Annotated in this window: 13 protein-coding genes and 2 pseudogenes; 9 read left to right on the top strand and 6 right to left on the bottom strand. The window is 71.1% G+C overall.

The features are described 5' to 3' along the window. Positions 1-73: 73 nt before the first annotated feature. Positions 74-1,549, bottom strand: a complete 1,476-nt coding sequence (gene xdhA, locus O0S08_RS48680) for a xanthine dehydrogenase small subunit (RefSeq protein ID WP_269036399.1) — start codon at positions 1,547-1,549, stop codon at positions 74-76. An 886-nt stretch (positions 1,550-2,435) separates the two neighbouring features. Here xdhA and O0S08_RS48675 point away from each other — a divergent pair. Further along, positions 2,436-3,293 carry a hypothetical protein gene (locus O0S08_RS48675; RefSeq protein WP_269036398.1) on the top strand — a complete coding sequence of 286 codons (858 nt, stop codon included), beginning with the start codon at positions 2,436-2,438 and terminating at the stop codon, positions 3,291-3,293. Between the two features lie 287 nt (positions 3,294-3,580). On the opposite strand, the gene O0S08_RS48670 is transcribed toward O0S08_RS48675, so the two are convergent. Then, positions 3,581-4,246, bottom strand: coding sequence for an MBL fold metallo-hydrolase (locus O0S08_RS48670; protein ID WP_269036397.1), 666 nt, complete (start codon positions 4,244-4,246; stop codon positions 3,581-3,583). A gap of 86 nt (positions 4,247-4,332) precedes the next feature. Here O0S08_RS48670 and O0S08_RS48665 point away from each other — a divergent pair, with 86 nt between their 5' ends. Beyond that, complete coding sequence (locus O0S08_RS48665) at positions 4,333-6,411, top strand: ATP-dependent helicase (protein WP_269036396.1); 2,079 nt, start codon at positions 4,333-4,335, stop codon at positions 6,409-6,411. Between the two features lie 42 nt (positions 6,412-6,453). On the opposite strand, the gene O0S08_RS48660 is transcribed toward O0S08_RS48665, so the two are convergent. After that, entirely contained in the window at positions 6,454-7,347 is an 894-nt protein-coding gene (locus O0S08_RS48660) for an SMP-30/gluconolactonase/LRE family protein (protein ID WP_269036395.1), read from the bottom strand. Between the two features lie 548 nt (positions 7,348-7,895). Between O0S08_RS48660 and O0S08_RS51520 the strand changes: the two are divergent. The 4 genes and pseudogenes from O0S08_RS51520 to pbpC form a co-directional block, all read left to right on the top strand. Then, a pseudogene (locus O0S08_RS51520) lies at positions 7,896-8,465 on the top strand (histidine kinase dimerization/phospho-acceptor domain-containing protein); the annotation flags it as partial. 285 nt (positions 8,466-8,750) lie between these two features. Then, a pseudogene (locus tag O0S08_RS51515) lies at positions 8,751-9,809 on the top strand (adenylate/guanylate cyclase domain-containing protein); the annotation flags it as partial. Between the two features lie 467 nt (positions 9,810-10,276). Continuing rightward, positions 10,277-16,009, top strand: a complete 5,733-nt coding sequence (locus tag O0S08_RS48650) for an alpha-2-macroglobulin family protein (RefSeq protein ID WP_269036393.1) — start codon at positions 10,277-10,279, stop codon at positions 16,007-16,009. Positions 16,010-16,311: 302 nt separating this feature from the next. Further along, positions 16,312-18,714: a penicillin-binding protein 1C gene (pbpC, locus tag O0S08_RS48645; protein ID WP_269036392.1), complete on the top strand. Its 2,403-nt coding sequence runs from the start codon at positions 16,312-16,314 to the stop codon at positions 18,712-18,714. A gap of 843 nt (positions 18,715-19,557) precedes the next feature. On the opposite strand, the gene dcd is transcribed toward pbpC, so the two are convergent. Further along, positions 19,558-20,124 (bottom strand): dCTP deaminase, encoded by a 567-nt coding sequence (dcd, locus tag O0S08_RS48640; protein ID WP_269036391.1) that lies wholly within the window; start codon positions 20,122-20,124, stop codon positions 19,558-19,560. 106 nt (positions 20,125-20,230) lie between these two features. Here dcd and O0S08_RS48635 point away from each other — a divergent pair, with 106 nt between their 5' ends. After that, complete coding sequence (locus tag O0S08_RS48635; protein WP_267706594.1) at positions 20,231-20,671, top strand: Fur family transcriptional regulator; 441 nt, start codon at positions 20,231-20,233, stop codon at positions 20,669-20,671. 507 nt (positions 20,672-21,178) lie between these two features. Next, the gene (locus O0S08_RS48630; protein ID WP_269036390.1) at positions 21,179-21,775 is read left to right on the top strand and encodes a hypothetical protein; all 597 of its coding nucleotides are present in this window, start codon (positions 21,179-21,181) and stop codon (positions 21,773-21,775) included. 462 nt (positions 21,776-22,237) lie between these two features. On the opposite strand, the gene O0S08_RS48625 is transcribed toward O0S08_RS48630, so the two are convergent. Then, positions 22,238-22,978, bottom strand: coding sequence for a hypothetical protein (locus O0S08_RS48625; protein WP_269036389.1), 741 nt, complete (start codon positions 22,976-22,978; stop codon positions 22,238-22,240). A 182-nt stretch (positions 22,979-23,160) separates the two neighbouring features. Here O0S08_RS48625 and O0S08_RS48620 point away from each other — a divergent pair, with 182 nt between their 5' ends. Next, the gene (locus tag O0S08_RS48620) at positions 23,161-23,736 is read left to right on the top strand and encodes a hypothetical protein (protein WP_269036388.1); all 576 of its coding nucleotides are present in this window, start codon (positions 23,161-23,163) and stop codon (positions 23,734-23,736) included. A gap of 165 nt (positions 23,737-23,901) precedes the next feature. Here the strand turns inward: O0S08_RS48620 and O0S08_RS48615 are convergent, their stop codons facing one another. Beyond that, complete coding sequence (locus tag O0S08_RS48615; protein WP_371879586.1) at positions 23,902-25,725, bottom strand: acyl-CoA dehydrogenase; 1,824 nt, start codon at positions 25,723-25,725, stop codon at positions 23,902-23,904. Positions 25,726-25,934 lie beyond the last annotated feature (209 nt).

Raw genomic sequence — 25,934 nt, 5'->3', positions numbered from 1 at the left:
AAGTCTCCAATGGTATCAGAGGACATGTCCTCTACGACATGCCTCTGAAGCCATGTCCATCGACCCGGCCCACTCACTGCACCACCTCCAGGCGCACCGTGGCGGCCGGCCGCGGCGGCAAGTCGGGGCGCGGCGTCGCGGCGGTCTCGAGATAGAACCCGCGGACCAGGTTCTCCGCCACCTGGCCTCTGAACCAGGCCGACCCGCGGTGGTCCGACATCGGCTTGAAGTCGGCGGCCAGCGCCGGCAGGGCCGCCTCGACGTTCGCCTCCGTCCACGGCCGCCCGCGCAGCGCCGCCTCGAGCCCGCGGGCCCGCGCGGGCGTGGCCGCCATCCCGCCGAAGGCCGCGCGCACCTCGGTGACTAGTCCTTCAGGACATGTCTCGACATACAGCCCCGCCGCCACCGCGCTGATGTCGAGCTCGCGCCGCTTCGACACCTTGTAGGCCCCCATGCGCGCCCCCGTCGACGGCTCCGGCACGCGCACCGCCGCCAGCACCTCGCCGGGCTGCAGCGCCGTCTTGCGGTAGGCCAGGAAGAACTGGTCGAGCGGCAGCGTGCGCGCGCCCGCGGCCGAGCGCAGCACCACCTGCGCCCCGAGGGCGATCAGCGCCGGCGCCAGGTCGCCGATCGGCGACGCGTTGCAGAGGTTGCCGCCCACGGTCGCCCGGTGCTTGATCTGGCGCGACGCGAAGTAGCGCAAGATCCGCAGCAACGGCGTCAGCGGGCGCAGCGGGCCCATGCAGGCCGCCTCGAGGTCCGTCAGCGTCGTCGTCGCGCCGATCTCGAACCAGCCGTCGGCGCCGCGGCCGACCCCGCGTAGCTCCGGCACCCCCTCGAGCGCGATCAGCTCCGGCAGGTCCTGGTAGCGCTGCGTCACCAGCAGCGCCAGGTCCGTCCCCCCGCACACCAGCCGCGCCCGCGGCCGCTCGGCGATCGCCGCCCACAGCGCCTCGAGGTCGGTCGGCTGCAGGTAGCAGCGGCCCTCGCTCGCGCGCACGAACTCGAGCGCCGCCGGCCTGGCCTCCGCGCGCTGTCTGTTAAAGATGTCTTCGGGACATGTCCCTGCGACCAGATGCACCGCGTCGCGGATCGGCCGGTAGCCGGTGCAGCGGCACAGGTTGCCGCACATCTGGTCGTCGAGCTGCCACGGCTCGCGCAGGTCCTCGCGGTAGCAGGCCTCGAAGGCCGACATCACCACGCCCGGCGTGCAGTAGCCGCACTGCGAGCCGAGCCGCTCGACCATCGCCGCCTGCACCGGGTGCAGCGCCCCGTTTTGGCGCAGGCCCTCGACCGTGTACACGCGCCGGCCCTGGACCATCGGCACGAACATCAGGCAGGCGTTCACGGCGCGGAAGCGGGGCGCCGCGGGATCGGTCTCGGCGTCGAGCACGACCACGGTGCAGGCCCCGCAATCGCCCTCGGCGCAGCCTTCCTTGGTCCCGGTGAGGTGCGCGCGCTGGCGCAGGTAGTTGAGGAGCGTCGTGGTCGGCGGGACCTCCGCGTCCTCGATCGGGCGGTCGTTGAGGTGAAAGCGGAGGATCGACATCGGCGCCGAGACGGCCAGCGTAACACGCGAGTCACGGCCCGTCGAAGCGCCGGCGTCGAGGGTGCACGCCGGCGAACTGCGGATCGGCCTGCTTCTGCGCGCACCGCCCCCGACGCACCTCGCCGTCGACGGCCCAGAGCCGCCCCGCCGCGTCGACGAGGCTGGTCGGAACCGGGCAGCACCGCCGTGGTCGTCCGCACTTCGGCGCGCGTCGTCGCTGCCGGCGAAGCGCTGCCGTGGGCCGGCCCTCGTACGCGACATGGAGGCGCCTCGCCCACGAACGCCAACCCGTCGGGAGGCCGCGATCCACCCCGAGCGCCTCGCCCGTGAATCGCACCGCCGCGACCTCCGCCGCCCCTGCGATTGCGACGCGAAACAGCGTCGGCGGCGCCCATTGGGCCCCCAGCTGGCTCTCTTCATTCGGGCGTCGGGTCGAGGCCGGTCCGCCCGAGCGCGCCGGCACGGGCCGGCGATCTTCCACGAACAAGGTCCCCCGCGCGGTCGATCCGGGCGCTCCGCGGACGCAGGCAGTGGGCCCGCGTCCACCGTCCCCTCGACGTCGACGACCCCATCGTTGCAGCACGAGCCGAGCTCGACCGAGCGAGCGACCCGTCGCCAGCGCGTCCTGCTCGCGCCGCGGCGGCAACGACCCGGGGAGATCGGGATGGACCCAGTCCGTGGAGCGTGATCTGGACCATCCGACCGTGATCGGACCTGCGCGGTCCCGGCGTCCTGGGTGCGCCCGCCGACGAATCGCACCGGCGGCTCGTACCGGCCGGGCGGCGCCCTCGGCCACCTACGGCCGGAGATCGCCGCTCGCTGCGCCCTGTCCTTCGGGACACATGCGCCCCTGGTCAGCCTCGCCTGTGTCCGGCACCATCGACGCATGCTCGGCTGGATCTTCGCGCTCGCCGCGGCCGCGGGCGCCGTCACCCCGGAGGCGCCTCCGCCCCCGCCGCGCCTCGTGATCGCCGGCGGCTTCATGATCGGCCCGCACGCTCCGGGCGAGGCCGCCTGCCAGACGCACGACAGCGTCCAGCGCTGCGAGCACACCGGCAACTTCTTCGGCGCCGGCGCCAACCTCGAGCTGCGCGCCCGCGCCGTCGGCCCGCTGTACTTCCACGGCCGCGGCGCAGTGATCGGCAACGTCCGCCAGCGCCCGTACGGCGTGCACAAGGGCCTGGTCGACGTCGGCATCGGCCTCGGCGTCTACTCGCGCCTGGCGTTCATCCGCATCGAGTACATGTTCGTGCCGACCTTCGGCCCCAACACCTATCTGCCGCCGTTCTACGACAAGCAGGCCGGCCGCGACGTGTGGGGCAAGTCGGCCGGCATGATCAGCGGCGGGGTCCGCAAGTACTTGACGCCGCGGCTCGCCGGCGAGCTGTGGGGCGGCCTCGTGATCGGTCCGCACTCGAAGCGCACCACCCTGCAGGAGGACGCCGGCGCCGACCGCATCCTCGTCACCTTCCTCGCCAGCATCGGCATCTCGTTCGACCTCATCCCCGGCCGCGCTCCGCCGCCGCCCAAGCCCGCGCCGAAGCCCGCGCCAGCGCCAGCGCCCGCCCTCCCCACGCTGCCCACGCCCGTCCTCACGCCCGAGTCCGCGCCCGTCGCCACGCCGCCCGCGCCCGCCTCGACGCCCGAGTCCGCGCCCCCGACCACGTCTCCGCCGCCCGCCTCGCCCGAGGCGCCGCCGCCCGCCGAGAACGCGATCGGCCCCTGGCGACCCGCGCCGCAGTGAGCGCGTGCGTCCCTTGGCACAGCTCGCGCTCAGGACCTGTCCCTTCGGCCAGCCTTGAAGGCTGACGATGACATGTCCCTCCGGACATATCACCCAACCGCACCTGTCCCCGAAGACACCCCACCCACTCCTTCGGAGCGCCGCACCGGACATGTCCCTCCGGCCATCCTCGAGCGCTCGACCGACATGCCCTTTCGGACATCTTGTTCAGCCCCGAAGGAAATGTCCTCTCAGCCATCCGAGGCCCGGCGAGCGGGGCCAAACCCGCCCCCAGGTGAACCGGCCCCTCAGCGCCCGCGCCCCTGCACCCAGCGTCGGAACGCCGCCGGCGTCTCGGCGCGCAGGGCCGGGTTGGTAGCGAACTCGTACGCGAGCGTGCTCGTGGGCGTCTTGCCGTAGTCGTGGCCGGGGAACACGCGGGTCTCCTCGGGCAGCGCGCCGAGCTTGCGCTGCAGCGTGTCGACCATCGCCTCGACGTCGCCGGCGCTGCCGCACGAGCCGACGAACAGCACGTCACCGGTGACGATCGCGGCCGGCTCGGCGACGAACCAGCACACGCAGCCGGGCGTGTGTCCGGGGGCGAAGATCGCTCGCACGCGCCCGCGGCCGAGCGGCACCTCCTCGCCGTCGGCCACGGCCTCCACCCGGGGCGCCAGCCGCCTCGCCGCCGCCACCTCGAGCGGGTGACAGCGCACCACCGCCCCGGTCAGCGCCGCCGCCTCGTCGAGGCCGGCCACGTGGTCGTCGTGCGTGTGCGTGAGGAAGATCGTCGTCACTCGCCAGCCGCGCCGGCGCGCCTCCGCCAGCAGGCGGTCGACCTCGAAGGCCGGGTCGACCAGCGCCGCCTCGCCCGTGCGCGGGCAGCCGATCACCTCACAGAAGTTGTGCAGCAGCCCCACCTCCAGCTGCACGATCTCGAGCGCGTCTCCCGCTCGCGACGACGCCTCCGTCACCCCCGCAGGGGAGCACATCCGCGGCCTCCGACTCAAGCCCTTGCGGCCCGCCACCGATGCGCCGTATGTCTGCGCCGCCTCGACGCATGGCCCTCGATCTCAGCGGACTCAACCCCGATCAGCGCGCCGCCGTGTGCGCCACCGAAGGTCCCCTCCTCGTGCTCGCCGGCGCGGGCTCCGGCAAGACGCGGGTGATCACCCACCGCGTGGTCTACCTGCTCGAGCGCGGGGTGGCGCCCGGCAACATCGTCGCCCTCAGCTTCACCAACAAGGCCGCCGACGAGATGCGCGAGCGGCTGATGAAGATGACGACCAAGGCGGTCGCCGACGGGCTGGTGCTGGGCACCTTCCACAGCGTCGGCGCGGCGATGATGCGCGAGCAGCCGGACCACTTCGGCGTGCCGAAGAAGTTCGGGATCCTCGACCAGGGCGACGTCTACGGCCTGGTGCGGGCGGTCCTGCGCGACCTCGGCATCCACGGGCAGGGCGCGGAGCGTCGCTTCGACCTCGGGGCGATCGTGCAGCGGATCTCGCTGTGGAAGAACGACTTCGTGTCGCCGACCGACGCCCAGGGCCTGTACTTCGAGACCGAGTACGACGAGGCCGCCGCGGCCGTCTACGGCCCCTACGAGGAGCGCCTGCGGGCGCTCGGCGCGGTCGACTTCGACGACCTGATCTGCCGCATCGCCACCACCCTCGAGGAGAACGCCGAGGCGCGCGCCTACTGGCAGGGCAAGTTCCGCTACTTGATGGTCGACGAGTACCAGGACACCAACCGCGCCCAGCTCGAGGTCGTGCGCCGCCTCGCGGGCGAGCGCGAGAACGTGTGCGTCGTCGGCGACGACGACCAGGCCATCTACGGCTGGCGCGGGGCCAAGGTCGCCAACATCCTCGGCTTCGACATGTACTTCAAGCGCGCGCAGACCATCAAGCTCGAGCAGAACTACCGCTCGTACGCCCCGATCTGCCGCTGCGCCAACGCCGTCATCCAGCGCAACACCTCGCGCCACGAGAAGGAGCTCGTGCCGCAGCGGCGCGGCGGCGACAAGGTCACCCTCGTCGTCGCCCCCGACGGCGACCAGGAGTCGCGGTTCATCGGCCGCACCATCTACCGCGAGATCAAGGAGCGCGGCACCAAGCCCGAGGACATCGCCGTGCTCTACCGCAGCGCCAAGCAGTGCGACGCCATCGAGGCGCTGCTGCAGGAGCACGGCCTCGCCTACCGGATCCTCGGCGGCCAGGCCTTCTACGACAAGAAGCAGGTCAAGGACGCCCTCGCCTACCTCAAGGTGATGATCGCCCCGCAGGACGACCTCGCGACCCGTCGCGCGCTCGACGTCCCCTCGCGCGGCGTCGGCCTCAAGACGATCGAGCACCTCAGCGAGTTCGCGCGCCACCGCAACCTCTCGCTGGCCGAGGCGATCCACCGCTGCGACGAGATCGCCGACATCCCGAGCCGCGCGGCCGCCGGCCTGCGCAGCTTCTCCGCCGCGATCAAGCGCGCCCAGGCCCACTTCTACGCCAGCGGCTCCGCGGTCGCCCCGCTGCAGGGCCTGCTCGAGGGCGTCGGCCTGCGCGAGTACGTGCTCAAGGAGGCCGGCTCCGAGGCGGCCGGGACCGCGCGCTGGGACGGCGTCGTCTGGCTGCTCGAGGCGCTCGGCCGGTTCGAGCAGCGCGCCCGCGCCAAGGGCCACGTCCGCTACAACGACTTCTTCCAGGTCATGAACGCGAGCAAGGACAAGGACAAGGACAAGGACGAGGGCGACGACGAGGCCGCGCGCGGTCAGATCACCCTGTCCACCCTCCACAGCGCCAAGGGCCTCGAGTGGCCGCTCGTCCTGCTGATCGGCTGCGAGGAGGGCATCATGCCGCACAAGCGCGTCAGCGCCCCGCGGATCAGCGACGCCATCGCCGGCGACATCGAGGAGGAGCGCCGGCTGTTCTACGTCGGCATCACCCGCGCGCGCGACCGCCTCTACATCACCCGCGCCGCCACCCGCCTCGAGCGCGGCGCCGAGGTCCCGCGCAAGCCCAGCCGCTTCCTCGACGACCTGCCCGAGGCCGAGATCCAGGTCCACGACATCGCCCGCGACGAGCGCCTCGGCCACGACAACATCGCCTCGATGGCCGAGGCCTTCCTCGCCAACCTCGCCAAGGGCCTCTGACCGTCGGGACATGCCCGCGGGGACATGCCCCGACGGGCATGCTCAATCGAACAGGTCGAGCGGGACCTCGTAGATCATGAACGGCAGGTGCGGCGCCTGCTTCATGTGCACCATCCGCACGACCTCGCTCTTGATCACGTAGAGCCGGCCCTCGGCCACGGTCGCGGTCGACAGCCCCGACTCGCGGACCAGGCGGTTCTTGACCGTCCCGGCGACGTAGCCCGGTGCGGTGAAGGTGACCTGCTGGACGCCGCCGTGGTGGACCACGTAGAGCTTGTCGTCGATGAAGACGATGCCGTCGGCGCCGAGGAAATGCGGGTCGCCTTCGGGGGCGAAGGGGTCCCCCTCCAGGGAGATCTCGCGGACCTCGCCGCCCGCACGCGGCACGACGAACAATTTCGAGGGCGAGGTGAACCCGCCGATCACGTGCGCGCCATCGGGGCTCACAGCCACGCCGTTGAGCCCGAACTGGCCCATCGGCGCCGACATCCGGACGTCACGCACGAACTCGTCGGCGGCCCCGGCCTGTAGGTCGACCCGGTAGATCACCGGCTGGAAGGAGTCGGTCACATACGCGACCCCATCCGTCGCCAGCGCGACGTCGTTGCAGATGCCGCCGCGCGCCAGCTCGAAGCTCGCCAGCCGCGCACCCGTGTCGACGTCGAACACGTGCACCCCGCCGAGCATGTTTTGGATCTCGGAGTAACAGACCCACAGGCGGCGACGAACCTCGTCGACCTTGGCCCCCGTGAGCTGCTGCGGCTGCCCCGCGGGCGCGAAGAACGGCTGCTCCGCGCCGGTGCCCGCGTCGATCTGCGTGATTGTGCCGCTCAGTAACCCGGTCGCGAAGAAGCGCCCCGTCCTCGCATCGAAGGCCACGCCTTCCGGCACCGAATCCTTCGCCTGCAAGGTGTACTCGTCGCGAAAACTCTTCATATCCTCCGCGTGCCGGCGCTCTCGCGCCCGGCCGCAACATCTTCGAGGCTGGCGACTTTGGCGGTCAAGCGCCAACGCGGCGGGGCGATGTCCCAAAGGACCGGTGATGGAGGCGGCGATTTCGCCGGAGCTCGCCGCCCGACCTCGCGCGCTCCCGCGCCGCGACGTCGTCAGGTCATCGATCTCCGCCGATCCGCGCGGTGGCCGTCCCGCTCGGAGGACGTCGGCTCGCGGACAGTCGTACACTGTGAGCCTGATGGGGAACGGCCTGGCGGTTGCCACGCACCGGCGATCTCGCAAACAGGACGCAGAGGTCCACCAGGCGCGAGCATGGACTGGAGGGAGCGTTCCCGCACGGCGCGTGGGTGTTTTGACCGACACCGAGGGTTGTCCTTCGCCCCCGAGGCGGCGAGAGTGGTGCTCGCGCGACCTCGATTTGAGGGGTGATCGCACTCACGGTGTTCGCGCTAGGATCGAAGCCTCCAGCTTTTTCCAGCCCGCGCGGCTTCACTAGACTCTCCCTCTCCGCGTCCGCGACTGCTGCCTGAATGCGAGAAAAGGATCCAAATAGCCGCGGCAACAAGGGCTCCAAAGACCAGGCGGGTGAGCCTTCGACGGCCGGCCAGGATCCGCGGATCGGGATCCCCGACGACGACGACGATCCGTTCAAGGGCAGCATCATCGAGGAGGCCGAAGATCCGAGCCACGCGGTCGAGGCCGCTGCGGACGACTCGGAGCTCGACTTCACCGGCATCGCCACCGAGGACCCGCCGTCGGATGTCACGATCGACGTCGACGATGAGCAGACGGGCTCGCAGTTCCCCAACTTCCTGATCAACGGCGAGAACTCGATCGTCGCGCCGATCCCGCGCGGCGTCTCGCAACCGATGGCGAAGGCCGCGGCCCGGCCGGAGCCGGACGCGCCGCGGGCCCCGACCTCGTCGACCAAGCGCTCCTCGACGGCGCAGCTGCGCCACGACCTGCGCACGCCCTTCAACCAGATCTTCGGCTACAGCGAGATGCTGCTGGAGGACGCCGAGGAGAAGCGCGACGAGTTCGTCGGCGCCCACGTCCGTCAGCTGCTCAGCGACGGCCGGCAGCTGCTCGCCGTCATCGACGAGCTGCTCGACCCCAAGGCGCAGCGGCCGAGCCAGGAGCGGCTGAACCGCGACCTGCTGTTCCCGCTGGCGCACCTGCGGACGCACGTCGAGCGGCTGGTCCAGATCTTCAAGCAGAACGACCGCGACGAGGTCAGCGCCGACGTCGAGCTGATCTTCGACGCGGTGCAGCGGCTCGACGAGATCGTCAGCGGCGGCGCGGTCAACAAGCTCCTGCACCGGGTGGGGCCGGTGCCCGAGCCGAGCCAGGCCAACCTCCCGCCGGTCCCCTCGCGGCCGACCAGCATCGCCCGCAGCTCCGACACCGGGCGGATCCTCGTCGTCGACGACAACGAGTCGAACCGCAGCATGCTCGCGCGCCGGCTCGAGCGCGAGGGCCACACCGTGCAGCTGGCCGACAACGGCCGCCGCGCGCTGAACATGCTGCGCGCCCAGGACTTCGACCTCGTCCTGCTCGACGTCATGATGCCGGAGATGGACGGCTACCAGGTGCTCGAGCAGCTGCACGCCGACGACAAGTTCCGCGGCCTGCCGGTCATCATGATCTCCGCGCTCGACGAGATCGACACCGTCGTCCGGTCGATCGAGCTCGGCGCCGAAGACTACCTGTCGAAGCCGTTCAACCCGGTCATCCTGCGCGCCCGCATCGGCGCCTGCCTCGAGAAGAAGCGCCTCCGCGACCGCGAGCGCGCCTACGTCCGCAAGCTCCGCAGCGAGCAGGAGCGCAGCGAGCAGCTGCTCCTCAACATCCTCCCGCGGCCGATCGCAGAGCGCCTCAAGGAGGGCCAGCGAACCATCGCCGACGTCTTCCCCGACGTCACGGTGCTGTTCGCCGACCTCGTCGGCTTCACCCGCATGAGCGAGCAGCTGCCGCCGGCCGAGCTGGTGGCGATGCTCAACCGCATCTTCTCGATGTTCGACCAGCTGGCCGAGAAGCACGGCCTCGAGAAGATCAAGACCATCGGCGACGAGTACATGGCCGCCAGCGGCCTGCCGATGCCGCGGCCCGACCACGCCGAGGCGATGGCCGAGATGGCGCTCGACATGCTCGCGATCATCGAGCGCTTCAACGCCAAGCGCAACCGCGGCGTACGCATCCGCATCGGCCTCAACTGCGGCCCGGTCACCGCCGGCATCATCGGCACCAAGAAGTTCGCGTACGACCTGTGGGGCGACACCGTCAACATCGCCAGCCGCATGGAGTCGCACGGCATCGCCAACGCGGTGCAGGTCACCGAGGCCACCTACAAGCGCCTGCGCCACAAGTACGCCTTCCAGCGCCGCGGCATCATCCACGTCAAGGGCAAGGGCGCCCTCTGCACCTACTTCCTGGTCGGCCGCCGGCCGCAGAAGTCCGCCAGCAGCGAGCAGTCCGACGTCAAGCCCGCCGTGATCGTCACGCGCCACTCCAACTCCGTCGACCTCGGCAAGCCGCTGACGATGGACGTGCCGGCGCGCGTGCCGATCATCGACGACGATTGAGCCATGACCTTCAGGGCATGCTCTCGAAGACATGCCCCGAAGCACATGCGCTGAAGCACATGCGCTTCGGGCCAGGCTCGTGCCTCCCGCGCCTCGTCCGCGCGCCCCGTCAGTCGCGCGACTGAGGAGGCCGAGCTCGCCTGATTTCGCCCCTTCGGCCGGCGCCCTCGCGGCGCGGGCGGGCGCTTCCGCGCGGAAGCCGCGGGATTTTGTGCCTGCGGTCGCGCGTTTTGCCGGCCGAACAGCGTGCATCTGCGCCCGCCCGGCCTTTCGGACGGCCCCGCCTCGCATGCACCATTGTCGCCGCGGCCCCCGCCGTGTCCTCCGCCATGCAGCACCCACGCGGTCCCCGTCTCCGTCTGCTCCCCCTCTCGCCGGCGCTGCTCGCCCTCGCCGCCTGCCAGCCCGTCCACAAGCCCGCGGCCGAGACCGGCGCGAGCGACGAGCAGCAGCAGCCCGCGGGCGACTCGCTCGCGCGCACGATCCCGGACAAGGCCGGCGTGCCGCTGGTGTTCCCGCCGCCGCCCACCGATCGCAAGCCGCGGCCGGAGCTCGACATCGCCGGCGAGGATGTCGGCAGCGATCAGCTGCTGACGGTCAACTGGCCGCCGCTCGAGGACGGCAAGTTCGAGGTCGAGGGGCAGGTCGTGCGCCTGCGCTTCAACCGGGCGGTCAAGCTGCCGGGCAAGATCGTCAAGGACAAGCCGATCGCCGCGACCGCCGGCACCCTCACGATCGACCCGCCGGTCGCCGGCAAGGTCGTGTGGACGCACAACCGCTCGCTCGAGTTCCGGGCCGCCAAGCCGCTCGACCCCGCGACCATCTACACGATCGCGGTCCAGGGCGTCACCACCGAGGACGGCGGCGCCATGGAGCCGTGGAAGGCCAGCTTCACCGCCGAGCCGCGCATCGAGGTCGCCGGCAAGACGATCACCTACTTGCCCACGCCTGGCGAGTACGGCCTCGTCAACGTCTACCCGCAGTGGGGCGGCCGCGTCCCGACCGACGCCAGCTTCTTCCTCGTCTTCGATCAGCCCGTCAACCTCAAGAAGGTCGAGGAGCTCGTCGACCTCGCCTACGACACCGGCGGCAAGATCCCCTTCACCCTCGCCCACCTCAAGGGCAGCCGCTTCGAGGGCTACACCGTCAACCCGCGCCAGATCGTCGAGGTCAAGCCGACCGCGCCGATGACCGAGGAGGCGGCGATCGCCTTCAAGGCCCGCGGCCACAAGGGCGACGACTTCGCGAAGAACTACGAGGTCGCCGGCCCGCTCGAGCTGGTCAGGGCCAGCTGCGGCTACGCCTGGGACCGCAGCGTGTGCGACTGGGACAACCCGCGCCTGCGCACCGACGGCCGCGAGGTCGCGCTCGAGTTCACCAACCGCCTCGACATCGACCAGGACACCCTGCGAAACCAGGTCCGCATCACCCCCGGGGTCGACACCTACAGCGTGTGGGTCAACGACACCTGGGAGAGCAACGGCCGCGTCGTCGTGTCCGGCAACTTCTTGCCGTCGCAGACCTACCGCATCGCCCTACCTGCCCTCAAGGACATCTACGGCAACAGCGTCCCGCCGACCGCGATCACCGTCGAGACCACCCCGCTCGCGGCCAGCGTCTCGATGCCCGAGGGCGTCCTGATCCTCGACGGCGCCGCCAGCCGCGGCTTCACCGTCACCTCGCGCAACGTCGCCCGCGGCGAGGTCACCGCCTGGGAGATCGCCGACGACGCCGGCGCGCTGGTCCGCGCCCGCGAGCAGCTCGATCGCCGCACCCCGCCCGAGGGCGCGCCCACCACCACGATCGCCTTCCAGCCCGCCGCCAAGGCCGACGAGTTCGTCACCACCGAGGTCGACCTCCTCTCCAGGCTGAAGCCCGGCAAGAACTACCTCCTCAGCGTCAACCTCCTCGACCCCGTCGCCGGCGCCCACCCGGTCCAGTACCCGGCGTGGATGAGCGCCTCGCGTCAGCCGCTCGCCCTCGTCACCCCCGGCGACGACCAGGCCCTCGCGGTCCACACCCACGTCCTGCCCGAGGTCACCCTCGTCCACGTCGCGCGCCTGGCCACCGGCCAACCTGTCTCCGGGGCCAGCTTCGCGCTCAACGGCGAGGCCGTCGCCGGGCGCACCACCGACGCCAACGGCTTCGCCGTCCTCCCGATCGGCCTCGACCGCGCCGGCAGCACGGCAGTGCGCGTCGAGGACGGCGCCGCCGCGCTGACGGTCCAGCTCAAGAACCCCTCGCGCGAGAATCGGCTGTTCCCCCACTTCTCGGCCGAATCGGCGCCGCAGCTCGGCGACCGCCGCGGCATGGTGATCACCGACCGCGGCATCTACCGGCCCGGCGCGGTGGTCCACATCAAGGCCAGCGTGCGCCAGCGGATCGGCGACGACATCGCCCCGCTCGCCGGCAAGCCCGTCGTCGTCAAGGTCATCGGCCCGACCGAGGAGGAGCTCGCCACCTTCCCGCTCATCACCGACGACATGGGCAGCGTCGCCGCCGACTACAGCGTCCCCGCCGAGGCCCGCCTCGGCCGCCACCTCATCGTCGTCACCGAGGCCAGCAGCGACAAGCGGCTCGACGAGGCCGTCGTCCAGGTCGCCGAGTTCGAGCCGCCGCGCTTCACCGTCGACGTCGACGCCCGCGAGGCCAAGGGCGTGCTCTCGGCCACCGTCCTCGGCAAGTACCTGTTCGGCGCCGCCATGGACAAGGCCCAGGTCGAGTGGACCGTCACGCGCGAGCCCGCGGCCTTGCCCTCCGGCACCCTCGTCGACGCCGGCCTCGTCTTCACCGAGCAGGGGGACGAGTGGTGGGAGGAGGAGGACGGCGACGACGACTGGTCGCGCGCCGGCAGCGGTCAGCTCGGCGCCGACGGCACCCTCAAGGTCACGCAGAAGCTCGACCTCTCGGGCACCATCGGCCCGCAGGCCTTCACCCTCGAGGCTGACGTCGCCGACACCTCGTACCGCCACATCGCCGGCCGTGGCACCGTCGTCGTCCACCCTGCGGACCGCTACGCCGGCCTGAAGATCGACAAGCCGTGGAGCGACGTCGGCGCCCCGGTCCAGGTCCAGCTCGGCGTCGTCGACCGCGAGGGCAAGTCGGTCGTCGGCGTCCCCGTCACCGCGCGCATGTTCGAGGTCGACTGGACTTACAGCAAGAAGCCGATGAAGGGCGGCGGCTACGACTACCAGTGGCAGCGCACCACCAAGGAGGTCGGTCGCTGCACCGCCACCAGCACCAGCGTCCCGGCCAGCTGCGACCTCGTCCCGCCCGACTCCGGCTCCTACGAGGTGCGCGCCGAGGTCGACGGTCGCGCCGGCGGCATGACCGATCTATGGGCCTGGGGCCGCGGCGGCGACCAGCCCGTCGTCCCGAGCAAGGGCCGCACCATCGAGCTCACCCCCGACAAGGCCCGCTACGCCCCCGGTGAGACCGCCAAGCTGCTCGTGCGCAGCCCCTTCCCCTCGGCCACCGCGATCTTCACCGTCGAGCAGGGCGGCCTCCTCAAGCAGGAGGTGCGCCGCCTCGACGAGGCCGCCGCCCTGTTCGAGGTCCCGATCACCGCCAGCCACGCCCCCTACATCCACGCCACGGTCACCTTGCTGCCGATCGGCAGCGGCGACGAGCGCACCGACTGGAAGATCGGCGTCTTGCGGATCCCCGTCACCTTCGACGACGTCCGCCTCAAGGCCAGCGTCACCAGCGACAAGGAGACCTACGAGCCGCGCGAGGAGGTCGCGATCACCGTCGCCGTCGACCACCAGGGCAAGCCCGTCGCCGGGGCCGAGGTCGCGCTCGCAGTCGTCGACGAGGGCGTCCTGCGCATGACCAACTTCCACGCCGAGGATCCCGCAGCCGCCCTGCGCCCCGGCCAGCCGCTCACGTTCGAGGTCAGCGACTCGCGCGACCTCCTCGCCGCCCTCCTCAAGCACAGCCACGCCGCCGGCGACGGCGACGCCGGCGCCTCCGTCACCAACACCCGCAAGAACTTCGTCCAGACCGCCTTCTGGAAGCCCGACCTGCGCACCGACGCCGCCGGCAAGGCCACCGTCAAGTTCACCTTGCCCGACAACTTGACCCGCTTCCGCATGATGGCCGTCGTCATCGACAAGCAGGGCAAGGGCGCCGCCGTCGAGGACGACTTCACGGTGCGTCGGCCGGTCATGATGATCCCCGTCGTCCCGCGCTTCGCCGCCACCGGCGACAGCTTCGAGGCCGCGGCGATGGTCCACAACAACACCGACCTCCCGCTCGCCGCCACGGTGGCGATGAACGACGCCACCCAGGCCGTCACCGTCCCGCCGCAGGGCCACCAGCGCGTCGGCTTCCCGCTCACCGCCGCCGTCGCCGGCGAGCTCAAGCTCAACTTCAACGTCCGCGACGGCAGCAACGCGGTGCGCGACGCCGTCGAGTCGACGATCCCCGTCGACGTCCCCGGCCTCGCCGAGCGGCCGCACCTCGACGGCGCCTTCGTCGGCGCCCAGGAGATCGCCCTCGAGATCCCCGCCGGCATCCTCATCGGCCGCGGCGACAAGGACTACATCAAGGTCCTCGCCGGCCAGCACCTGTGGCCCGAACTCGGCGCGCGCCTGCAGTACCTGCTCGACTATCCCCACGGCTGCGTCGAGCAGACCACCTCGAGCACCCTCCCGCTCCTGGCCGCGCGCGACATCCTGCCGCGGATCGGCGTCGGCGGCATGTCGCGCGAGGAGCTCGACAAGCGGATCCAGGTCGGCCTCAAGCGCCTCGCCAGCATGCGCACCGCCTCCGGCGGCCTCGGCTACTGGCCCGGCGACAGCGTCCCCAACGTCTACGGCACCGCCTACGGCGTGCGGGCCCTCGTCGCCGCCAAGCAGGCCGGCCTCTCCTTGCCCGACGGCCTGCTCGAGGGCGTCACCGAGTACCTCGAGCAGATGCTCCTGTCCGACGGCACCGAGGCCGAGGTTCAGGCCGCGATCGCCCACACCTTGAGCGAGGTCGGCGCCCTGCCCGAGAGCGCCGCCGACCCGTTGTTCGACCGCAAGCAGCACATGGGCGTGTTCGGCCTCGCCAGCCTGGCGATCGCCCTGAACAGCCTCAAGGGCCAGGAGGACCGCGTCAAGCAGCTCCTCGACGAGGTCGAGGCCAGCTACGAGCACGACGGAAAGCTGTCCAAAGAGCCAGGTTACCGCGACTTCTACTACTTCGGCTCGTCGACCCGCACCATGGCCCAGACGGTCATCGCGCTCGGCCGCCTGCGCCCGAGCAGCGTGCTCAAGGCCAAGCTCACCCAGCGCCTCGCCGAATCGACCGACCGTTACACCACCCAGGCCACCGCCTACTCGCTGATGGCGATCGCCGAGCAGCTCAAGAACCAGCCGGCCGACGGCGCCGGCGTCACCGCCAGCGTCGACGGCATCGCCCTCGCCGCGGCCGCCGAGCTCGGCGGCGGCGCCCTCGAGTTCCGGGTCCCCGTCGCCGACCTGCGCGGCAAGAAGGCGATCCTCAAGCTCGCCAGCGACAGCACCGCCGCCATCGCCTTCATGGTCGAGGGCGCGTGGAAGCGGCCGCTCGACGACGCTCGCGGCCTCGTCGCCACCAGCGCGAAGGAGGGCCCCGACATCTACCGCGCCATCACCGACGCCCGCGGCGGCCCGATCGACCTCACCACCGTCAAGCCCGGCCAGGTCCTGCGCGTCGCCCTGCTCGCCGACCTGCCCGTCGGCGAGCTCGACGGCAACCAGATGAACTACCTCGCCGTCACCGACCGCCTGCCCGCCGGCTTCGAGGCGATCCAGCCCGACCTCTGGACCGTCGCCCGCGCCCCCGAGCTCACCGACGAGCACCCCTTCTACGAGCAGCTGCGCTGGGGCGGCAGCGACGCCAGCTACGTCGAGCTCCGCGACGACCGCGTCCTCGTCTACTTCGACCGCGTCTGGGGCGAGCGCGTCGTCGCCACCTACCTCGTCCGCGCCTCGACCCCCGGCACCTTCGTCCTCCCGCCCGCCTCCGCCGAGTTCATGTACGTCGGCGGCAGCCACGGCTACAGCACCGCCGGCAAGGTCGAGATCAAGCCCTGATCGCAATCCATGAGAGGCGCGCGATCCCTTCGCGCGCCTCTCACTGTCGCGCATCCGACGGCTCCTCTCGCGCCCCGTCGCTCCGCATCCCGCCGCCCTCCTCGCGCACCTCGCCGCCTCTCATTCCGTCCCTCTCATCCCCCCGGCCGTCCTCGCGCACCTCGCCGCCTCTCATTCCGTCCCTCTCATCCCCCCGCTCTTCTCGAGCACCCCGCCGCCTCTCACCCCGTCCCTCCTCGCTGTCTCACTCCTCGCGCCTCGGCGCGAGAATGCCGCCCCCACCCTCCCGCGTTCTGCTTGCGATGCGACCTCGCCTCCGCCGCTGGCTCTTCGGCCTGTCTCTCGGGACACTTGCGATCGGCGCCCTCACCTGCGGCACCTGGTCGATGATCCGCGCCCGCGCCGGCGAGCCCTCGGCGGCGCTGGACGACACCTGGCACGAGGGTCACCGCGTCCTCGACCGCCGCGGCCGGCTCTTGCGCGAGCTGACCAGCGACCTCGGCCTGCGCGGCCAGCCGCGCGACCTCGACGACATCGGCCCGCGCCTGCTCGCTGCCACCCTCGTCAGCGAGGACAAGGCCTTCTTCGAGCACGACGGCCTCGACCCGCAGGCGATCGCCCGCGCCCTTCTTCAGAGCGTCCGTCACGGCCGCCTCGTCAGCGGCGCCAGCACCATCACCCAGCAGCTCGTCAAGATGCTCGACGCCGGCGGCCAGGCGCGCGCGCGCGGCCTCATGGACAAGCTCTTCGAGGTCGCGCGCGCCCAGAACCTCGAGGAGCTCGTCGGCAAGGACGAGATCCTCCTCGCCTACCTCAACCGTCTGCCGTACGGCCACGGCCTCACCGGCCCCGAGACGGCGGCGCGCAACTACTTCGGCGTCGCCCCGCGCGACCTCAGCTGGGCCCAGGCCGCCTTCCTCGCCGTCCTCCCGCGCGCCCCCAGCTACCTCGATCCGTACGCCTGGCCCGAGCGCGTCCTCCTGCGCCAGCGCGCCCTCCTCGGCGCCTTGCGCGACGCCGGCGAGCTCACCGACCTCGAGCACGACCGCGCGGTCACCGAGCCGATCGAGCTCCGCTCGCTCACCCGGCCCTTCTTCGCCCCGCACCTCGTCGACGCCCTCCGCCTCGAGGGCCGCCTGTCCCCGGGGACAGCCACCACCACGACCCTCGACCTCGACCTCCAGCGCGACATCGAGGGCGCAGTGCGCGTCCACCTGGCCGCCATCGCCGATCGCGGGGCCAGCGACGCCGCCGTCCTCGTCGTCGACAACGACACCGGCGACGTCCTCGCCTACGTCGGCAGCGCCGACTTTCACAGCGACGAGATCAGCGGCCAGGTCGACATGGTCCGCGCCCGGCGGCAGCCCGGCTCCACCCTCAAGCCCTTCGTCTACGGCCTCGCCTTCGCCGCCGGCCACCACGGCCCCGAGCTCACCGCCGACGTCCCCACCACCTTCCAGGAGGCCGGCGGAGGCAGCTACACCCCCGAGAACTTCGACCGCGGCTTCGAGGGGCCGATCCCTCTGCGCGAGGCCCTGGCCGGCTCGCTCAACGTCCCGGCCGTCCGCCTCGCCGCCGAGCTCGGGCCGTCCGCCGTCCTCCGCACCCTGCGCGACCTCGGCCTGCGCAGCCTCGACCGCGACGCCGACCACTACGGCCTCGCCCTCGCTCTCGGCAGCGGCGAGGTCGAGCTGCGCGAGCTCGCCGCTGCTTACGTCGCCCTCGCCCGCGGCGGCGAATCGATCGCCCTCCGCTTCACCACCACCGATCCCGCCGCCGCGCCCGCGCAAGTATTCGCCCCCGACGTCGCCGCCCTCGTCACCGAGGCCCTCGCCGACCCGCTCGCCCGCGTGCGCGGCCTCCACGGCCGCGGCCCGTTCGCCCTCGCCTATCCCGTCGCCGTCAAGACCGGCACCTCCTCCGGTTATCGCGACACCTGGACCGTCGGCTACACCCGCGAGCGCACCGTCGCGGTCTGGCTCGGCAACGCCGACGGCTCACCCACCGCGCGGCTCACCGGCGCCTCCGGAGCCGGCCCTCTGTTCGCCGACGTCATGCGCCGCGCCATGGCCGACGTCCCCCAGCGCCGCCCGCTGTGGGAGCCCGAGCTGCTCGTCGACCTCGAGGTCTGCCCGCTGTCCGGCGCCCCGGTCGGCCCCGCCTGCGACGAGCGGGCCCATCGCAAGTTCTCCAAGGAACATGTCCCCGAGGACACCTGCCGGTACCACGTCCACGTGCGCCCCGACCGCGACGCCCCCGCCGGACTGCGCTGCGACGCCAGGGGCACCGCCACCGCCGTCGTGTTCCCGCCCGAGTACGACGAGTGGCTGGCCCTGAAGACAGCCGGCGGCGACACTCCCGATCTGTACGACCACCCGTGGCTCGCCCGCGCCCGCGTCCCCGGCTGCGACGACCAGCCGACCCGCCTGCCGCTGCTGCGCGTCGTCGCCCCCGCGCCCGGCACAGTGTTCGCGCTCGATCAGCGCCGCGACGCCCAGACCATCGAGGTCCGCGCCGAGCTCGACGGCAACGGCGTCGACCTCGGCCCGCTCGCCTTCCTCGTCGACGGCCGCGAAGTCGGCCGCAGCGACTGGCCCTACAAGTTGAAGATCGCCGCCGAACCCGGCGACCACGAGGTCCTCGCCCGCCCCGCCGACCCCCGCCTGCCCGTCCGCCTTGAGTCGACCCGCTTCAGCGTCCGCTGAGCCCGGTGATTCATGTCTTTTTGAGCATGTCCTTTAAAACATGCCCTGAAGAACATTCGTCGATCGACGCGCATCGGGCTCCAGAACCATCCGGCTCCATCCGCTCGCCGGCGACCCGCAGACCGGCCCACGGGCACCAGCGAGCGGCCAGCCAAAGCCTCGTCCTCGCCGTGAGGACTTCCCGCACTCGTCCTCGCCTGAAAGCCCCGCCCATCGGGCCTCGTTCGGCCCCTGCATGCGAAGCGAAAGCCTCCGGATCGTCGAACCCTGCAGCGCTGATTGGGAGCGGATGGACGGTGACGGCAACGTGCGTTTCTGCCGCCTGTGCAAGAAGAACGTCACCGACCTCTCGCGCATGAGCGAGGAAGAGGCGGAGGCCTTCCTCGCCGCCGGCGACCAGCCCTGCATCCGCTACGTCCACGATGCCCGCGGCGACCTCGTCTTCAGGGACTGCCGCGCCTCGCCGCCGCCGCCTCGCTCGCGTTCGGCGCCCTCGCCGGCGGCGGCTGCCTCATGGGCAAACCCGCACCGCCGCCGCGGAGCACGTCCGCTCCCGCGAGTCAGGCCCCGGCCCCGCAGAACCTGGCCCCGCCCGCGGGCCCGAAAGCCCACGTCTGAGCTCGAACCTTCGCCGCGCTCGATCTTCGCGGGCGCACAGTCCTGCGCGCGAAGGAAGTTCATGGCTCGGCGACGCTCGTCATCGCCACGAAAACGCCGAGTACATGCAGAGAGAGAACCGCCGAAGCTCATGGCTCGGCGACGCAGCGTCACGCTCTTCATCCCCCGCGACTTCGCTGGGGCTCGCGGCGAGCGAGCGTCCCATCCTCGGTCGCCGAGTGATGCTCAAGCCTGCGGCAGCGTCACGCCGCGCTGGCCCTGGTACTTCCCGCCGCGGTCCGCGTAGGACGTCTGGCACGCCTCGTCGGACTGGAAGAACAGCATCTGCGCCACGCCTTCGTTCGCGTAGATCTTGGCCGGGAGCGGCGTCGTGTTGGAGAACTCGAGCGTCACGTGGCCCTCCCACTCGGGCTCGAGCGGCGTCACGTTGACGATGATCCCGCAGCGCGCGTAGGTCGACTTGCCGAGGCAGATCACGAGCACGTCACGGGGGATCCGGAAGTACTCGACCGTGCGGGCGAGGGCGAACGAGTTGGGCGGGATGATGCACGTCGCACCGGTGAAGTCGACGAAGCTAGTGCGCTGGAAGTCTTTCGGGTCGACCACCGCCGAGTTGATGTTTGTGAAGATCTTGAACTCGGGCGCGCAGCGGACATCGTAGCCGTAGCTCGACGTCCCGAACGACACCACGCGCTGGCCGTCGGTCTCGCGCACCTGGTACGGCTCGAACGGCTCGATCATCCGGTGCTCTTGCGACATCTGGCGGATCCAGCGGTCAGACTTGATCGTCATGGCGGGCCCCGCATACCACAGCTGCGGCCGCTGCTGCGCCCCGCCCGCGTGAGCCCGCCCCTGGCCTGCTGCTGCGGCTGGGCCGCCGGTGCTATTCTCTTGCAGCATGCCGCGCCCCAAAGCCCGCGCCTCGCTCGATCTCCTGCGCGACGCCATCCGCGAGGCCGGCCTCCGCGTCACCGGCCCCCGGATCGCCGTCCTCGAGCACCTCCACGGCACCGGCACCCCCTCCAGCCACGGCGAGCTCGTCGAGGCCCTCGCCCACCACGGCTTCGACGCCGCCACCCTCTACCGCAACCTCATCGACCTCACGCGCGCCGGCCTGCTGAACCGCATCAACCTCGGCGACAACGTCTGGCGCTTCGAGCTGCGCGCCCGCGAGGCCCATCACCCCGAGCACCCGCACTTCGTCTGCACCCAGTGCGGCGAGGTCACCTGCCTCTCGACCGTCCGCGTCAAGCTCACCCCGGCCCCCGGCTCGAACAAGTCCGTCGTCGGCAACATCTCCGAGATCCTCATCAAGGGCCAGTGTGCCCGCTGCGCCTGAGCCCGCCGCTTCCACGCGCCGCGCCAGCTCGCACGCTTTCCCTCTTCAAGCTCCCGTCGCCCCGGCCCGGCAATCGTCCGCTGAACTCATCCCCGCTCGCCTGCTTCCACGAGCGCCGCGCCCTCACCACCTGCCCGTTGCGCTGGCCGGCCGCGCCATCTTCTTCTGCGCGACCCCACTGCCCGCGGCATCAACCACCAGCACGAGCGTCCGTCCTCAGCACCACCTGCCCGCTGTACCGACGGGCCGCTCGACGTCTCGCGGCCCTGCGTCGCGGCTTGCACGCTTCGCCCGCGCGCAACCTCTTCGCCACATCGTTCTCCGCGCCCATGGCCTCGCCGTGTCCGCGCATTTTTTCGCCGCGCTATTCACGGCGACCTTATCTGATTCGGATCAGCACCCGCCCCTTCGCGTAGATCGCCCGAATTCACCGCTTTAGGGCCTCGGAGGCTTGATCCGCAGCGGATCAAAATCATCGCCTACGGTCCTCCTCGACTCGAGGAGCGCATGGATTCGACTCGCATCTCGTTGACCGACTTCGTCGACTTCGTCGGCCGGCCCAGCATGACCGGCAAGCTGGCCAAGGTGCGCGAGATCAAGCACCGCGGCCCGTATACCGCCACTTCCGACCTCTACCGGCCCGTGCGCGAGGCCATCATCCGCACCCACGCGGCCGCCGGGGACAAGTGGGAGATCCGCGTCCACCTCGCGCGGGCCAACGCTGGCGGCCGCTTCGACAACATCGCCGACGCGTACCTCGGCTGGTGGGGTCAGCGGCGGATCGAGTGGTTCGAGCCCGGCTGGCAGATCGGCTACCTGCAGGGCCTCCCGATCAGCGTGAACCCCGAGCTCGGCCTCGAGATCGACGGGCGCCCGCACGTCATCAAGCTCTACTTTAAAGAGGACCCGCTGCCGCACACGCTCTCGGACATCGCCGCGCGCCTCATGGCCCGCGTCCTCCGCGAGCAGACCCCGCGCGAAGCTGCGATCGCCGTCCTCGACGTCCGCCGCAAGCGCCTCCTGTGCATGAACGACCGCCCCGACCTCGACATCCTCCTCGACGCCGAAGTGGCCGCCTTCACCGCTCTGTGGGCCCAGGCCTGAAGCCGAAATCACATGTCCACAGGGACATGACCGCCCCACACGCCGCACCGGCGCCTCTCGGCCGCCCGTTAAACATGTCCAAAAAGACAGACCGCAATATCGTCGCCGCGCCGGCGCCTCGGACCCTCGAACGCGTCCTGAAATCTGTTCGAAAAGACACTCTGTCTTCATCGTCGCCGCGCCGGCGCCTTCGGTCCGTACGCACATCCTGACGGGCAGCTCGTAGCGAGGCCCCCACAGGCGCCCCTCGGTCTTCCGTTAAAACATGTCCGAAAAGACAGTTCGCCTCATCGTCACCGCGCCGGCACCTTTGGGCCCGTACGCGCATGGCCGAGGAGACGGACCGTCTTCACCGCCGCGCCGGCGCCTTCGCGGGCCCTCGCGAGAACATGCCCGAAAAGACAGACCATCGCCGCGCCGCGTCGACGGTCTTCGTACGTATCTGCCCGAAAGGGCAGGCTCCTACTTCGCGGGCGTGGCCGTGATCGCGTCGGCGAAGGTCGTGAACGTCGGCTTCCACACCGCCAGCGTCGTCTCCGGCCCGACCGCCTTGAAGAAGTACGGGTCGCCTGCGCCCTCGACGATCGCCGCCAGCATGCGGTAGTTCGGGTCGTTGTAGCGCTCCGACGCCCCGGGCGTCACCTGGGCCACGTACGTGCCCGTCAGGTCGACCAGCGTCACCTTCAGCGGCGGCTTGGACACCTCCTGCACCTCGCCGTCGCTGTCGCCGAGCGGCGTCCCGTCGGCCTTCGCGAATTGAGTGCGCCAGCGGTGCACGTTCGAGTTCGCGTCGCCACCCCCGCCCGCGAAGCGGTACACCGCCAGCTCCGCGTCGCCGCCCGGCCCGGGCAGCGTGAACTCGGCCAGCCGCATCGCCGAAGAGCCCGGCTTGCGCGTCCACTCCTCCGGCACGTTGTAGTTGAGGCCTGGCACCACCTCCTCGCGCGTCTTCCCGCTGGGCGTCACGGGATGCGGATTGACGGCCTCTCGCGCCGGCCGCGACGTCTCCGCTGCCGGCTCCGCCGCGCCGTGAGGCCCGGCCCCGTGGGGATTCGCCGCGTGGGGATTCGCCGCGTGCGGGTCGCTCTTCGCCGGCGGCTCGGTCGCCTTGACCTCCGGCCCCGACTTGGCCGCCGGTGGCCCTGCGGGATTCTGACAGGCGAACACGAGGAGCGAGAGGAAGAGCGGAGCGCGGTGAGTCATGGTCGCGCGAAGAGTAGCAAGTCCCGCCCACGCGCGCGCCCCTCCGCGAGCGGGCGAGCGAGCCTCACTCGTGAGCGCCCGCGCTGCGACCCTGCGTCGCGGTGCCTGACGCCCTCGAGCCTCTGTTGCACTGCTGCTCGCCACCGACGCTCGCGGCGGAGGGCGCGTGATAGCATGGCCGAATGTCTCGCGACCTCGGCCTCGCGCTGTTGCTCGCCGGCAGCGCCGGCTGTTCGCCATCCCGCAGCGACAGCGCGACCGCCGGCACCGGCACGACGACCACCACCACCGCCGAGACCACCACCGGCGCGACCAGCACGGGCAGCACGACCACCGCAGCCGCGAGCGACCCCTGCTCGTGCTACCCGGCCTACCTGACCTGCAGCGATCCTCCGCTGCGCGTGTGCGATGCCCCCGAACCTTGCGGCGAGCTGAGCGAGGACGCCGAAGAGGCCACCATCTGCATCCTCGGGCTACTCCGTGACCGCGAGCCGAGCCGCTTCCACTACGACTGGAAGGGCGGCGACGGCGGCTACTTCGGCGAGTTCCACGTGCTCGCCGGAGGCGGCGGCATCGACCTCGAATGCCACACCTTCGGCCTGACCTTCGACTTCGCCGCCAACCGCCACACCCTCGAGCCTGCGGACTACTTCGCGACCTGCCTGACCCTCGCCGAGCACAAGCAGCGCCTCGATTGCCTCCTCGCCGGCTTGCACCTCGCCGACTCGTTCCCCGAGTGCCCCGACGAAACGGGCTGAACGCGCCGCTGCACGCTCGGAACGCCTCGCTACTCGACGGTCGGTCGCCGAGCACGAGCAGCGCCTCGACCGCCCGATCGCCAGCGCCGACTCGTTCGCCGAGCTCTCCGCCGAAACGAACTGAACGCGCGGCCGCACGCTCGCGGCCGCGCCTTCGCTACACGCTCAGAACGCCCCTTCGGGCACCTCGAGCAGCTCGAGCGTCCCCTGCTCGATCAGCTTGCGCGTCAGCGTCACGCCCGGCAGCACGTTGCGGGCGTAGAAGCGGATCGCCGCCAGCTTGCCCTGATAGAAATCGCGGTCCTTGTCGGTCGCCGTCTCGCGGGCCGCCGCCGCAGCGATCCCCTGGCGCAGCAGCAGCCAGCCGATCACCACCTCCGCGGTCGCGAACAGGATCCGGTTACCCTGGAAGCCGACGTGGTAGAGCGACTCTTGCAGCTTCTGCGGCATCGTCATGTAGATGCCCTGCAGGTCGGCGAGCGCCCGCGACAGCGCCGCGTGCTCGACCGCCAGCGGCCCCTTCGCGTCGACCTCGCCGAGCGTCGCCTCGACGCGGCCGAGCAGGCTGCGCACCGTCGACCCCCCGTCGCGCACGATCTTGCGGAAGAACAGGTCGAGCGCCTGGATGTGCGTCGTCCCCTCGTACAGCGAGTCGATCTTCTGATCGCGGATGTACTGCTCGATCGGGTAGTCCTGGCAGTAGCCCGAGCCGCCGTACGTCTGCAGCGACACCGCCAGCAGCTCGTACACCTTCTCCGAGCAGTAGCCCTTCACCAGCGGCAGCAGCAGGTCGTTCAGCTTGTCGACGTCGTCGCTGTCGGCGCTGCCGTGGCCGCCCTTGAGCTCGACCGCGTCCTGCACCGACGCCGTGAACAGCGTCAGCGCGCGCATGCCCTCGGCGAAGGACTTCTGCAGCATCAGCATCCGGCGCACGTCGGGGTGCTCGATGATGCGGACGCGCGGCGCCGTCTTGTCGGTCGCGCGCAGCAGGTCCGGGCCCTGCACGCGGATCTTCGCGAACTCGAGCGCATTGAGGTACGCCGTCGACAGCGTCGCCATCGACTTCGCGCCGACGGCCATGCGCGCGTGCTCGATGACGTGGAACATCTGGCGGATGCCGTCGTGCACCTCGCCGACCAGGAAGCCGCGGGCCGGGTGACGCTCGCCGAACGTCAGCTCGCAGGTCGCCGAGGCCTTGATCCCCATCTTGTGCTCGATGTTGGTGCAGTAGACCCCGTTGCGCTCGCCGAGGCTGCCGTCCTCGTTCACCCAGAACTTGGGCACGATGAACATCGACAGCCCCTTCGTCCCCGGCCCGGCCCCCTCGGGTCGCGCCAGCACCAGGTGCACGATGTTGTCGACCGCGTCGAAGTCGCCGTTGGTGATGAAGCGCTTGACGCCTTCGATCTCCCACACCCCGCCCTCGACCGGCCGCGCCTTCGTGCGGCCCGCGCCGACGTCCGAGCCCGCGTCCGGCTCCGTCAACACCATCGAGCCGCCCCAGTGGTGCTCGATCATCGGCTTGGCGAAGCGCTTGCGCTGCTCCTCGGTGCCGAGGCGGTCGATGATGTGGGCGATGAGCGGCCCGAACAGGTAGAACGCCACCGCCGCGTTGGCGCCCGCGGTCAGCTCGAACGCGCTCCACGCCACCGACGGCGGCGCGCCGCTGCCGCCGAGGTGCTCGGGCAGGTTGAGCAGCGGCCAGCCTTGCTCGAGGCTCGCGCGGATCGATCGCGCCACCGCGGGCGGCAGCTTGACTGTGCCGCTCTCCTTGTCGAGCTCGAGCGGGACGCGATCCGACAGCGCCCACGACGGCGCCAGCTCCTTCTGGCAGAATTCCTCGTAGCCCTCGAGCGTCGAGCGGACTGTCTCTTCGTCCATGTGCGAATAGACGCCCTTGCCGAGCGTGCCGTCCTGGATCTTCAGGACCTCGAACAGATTGAAGAAGATGTCGCGCAGGTTGCTCTTGTAGTGATTCTGGGCAGTGATCACGTCGGCCTCGATCGCCGGACACGTGCCGGCATGAAGCCCGTCGTAGTCCGATCCCGATCAGCTTGTCAACGCCGTTCCCCGCCGCTTCCGCTGGCCGCTGGAGCGGACCTCGTCGGCCGCGCGTCGCCGACTCGCGCTCGTGCGCGCACGGCAACATTGCCGAATGCGGCAGTCCTGCGGGCCGGCGGCGGCTGCGGCGCTCCCTG

The sequence above is a fragment of the Nannocystis punicea genome (assembly GCF_026965555.1).
GTDB lineage: Bacteria > Myxococcota_A > Polyangia > Nannocystales > Nannocystaceae > Nannocystis > Nannocystis punicea.
This window is presented reverse-complemented; position numbering and strand designations above follow the sequence as displayed.

Bases quoted from the DNA above. Each gene is read 5' to 3' on its own strand.
- xdhA (WP_269036399.1), bottom strand. From the start codon at position 1,549: ATGTCGATCCTCCGCTTTCACCTCAACGACCGCCCGATCGAGGACGCG.
- O0S08_RS48675 (WP_269036398.1), top strand. From the start codon at position 2,436: ATGCTCGGCTGGATCTTCGCGCTCGCCGCGGCCGCGGGCGCCGTCACC.
- O0S08_RS48665 (WP_269036396.1), top strand. From the start codon at position 4,333: ATGGCCCTCGATCTCAGCGGACTCAACCCCGATCAGCGCGCCGCCGTG.
- O0S08_RS48660 (WP_269036395.1), bottom strand. From the start codon at position 7,347: ATGAAGAGTTTTCGCGACGAGTACACCTTGCAGGCGAAGGATTCGGTG.
- O0S08_RS48650 (WP_269036393.1), top strand. From the start codon at position 10,277: ATGCAGCACCCACGCGGTCCCCGTCTCCGTCTGCTCCCCCTCTCGCCG.
- pbpC (WP_269036392.1), top strand. From the start codon at position 16,312: ATGCGACCTCGCCTCCGCCGCTGGCTCTTCGGCCTGTCTCTCGGGACA.
- dcd (WP_269036391.1), bottom strand. From the start codon at position 20,124: ATGACGATCAAGTCTGACCGCTGGATCCGCCAGATGTCGCAAGAGCAC.
- O0S08_RS48635 (WP_267706594.1), top strand. From the start codon at position 20,231: ATGCCGCGCCCCAAAGCCCGCGCCTCGCTCGATCTCCTGCGCGACGCC.
- O0S08_RS48630 (WP_269036390.1), top strand. From the start codon at position 21,179: ATGGATTCGACTCGCATCTCGTTGACCGACTTCGTCGACTTCGTCGGC.
- O0S08_RS48625 (WP_269036389.1), bottom strand. From the start codon at position 22,978: ATGACTCACCGCGCTCCGCTCTTCCTCTCGCTCCTCGTGTTCGCCTGT.
- O0S08_RS48620 (WP_269036388.1), top strand. From the start codon at position 23,161: ATGTCTCGCGACCTCGGCCTCGCGCTGTTGCTCGCCGGCAGCGCCGGC.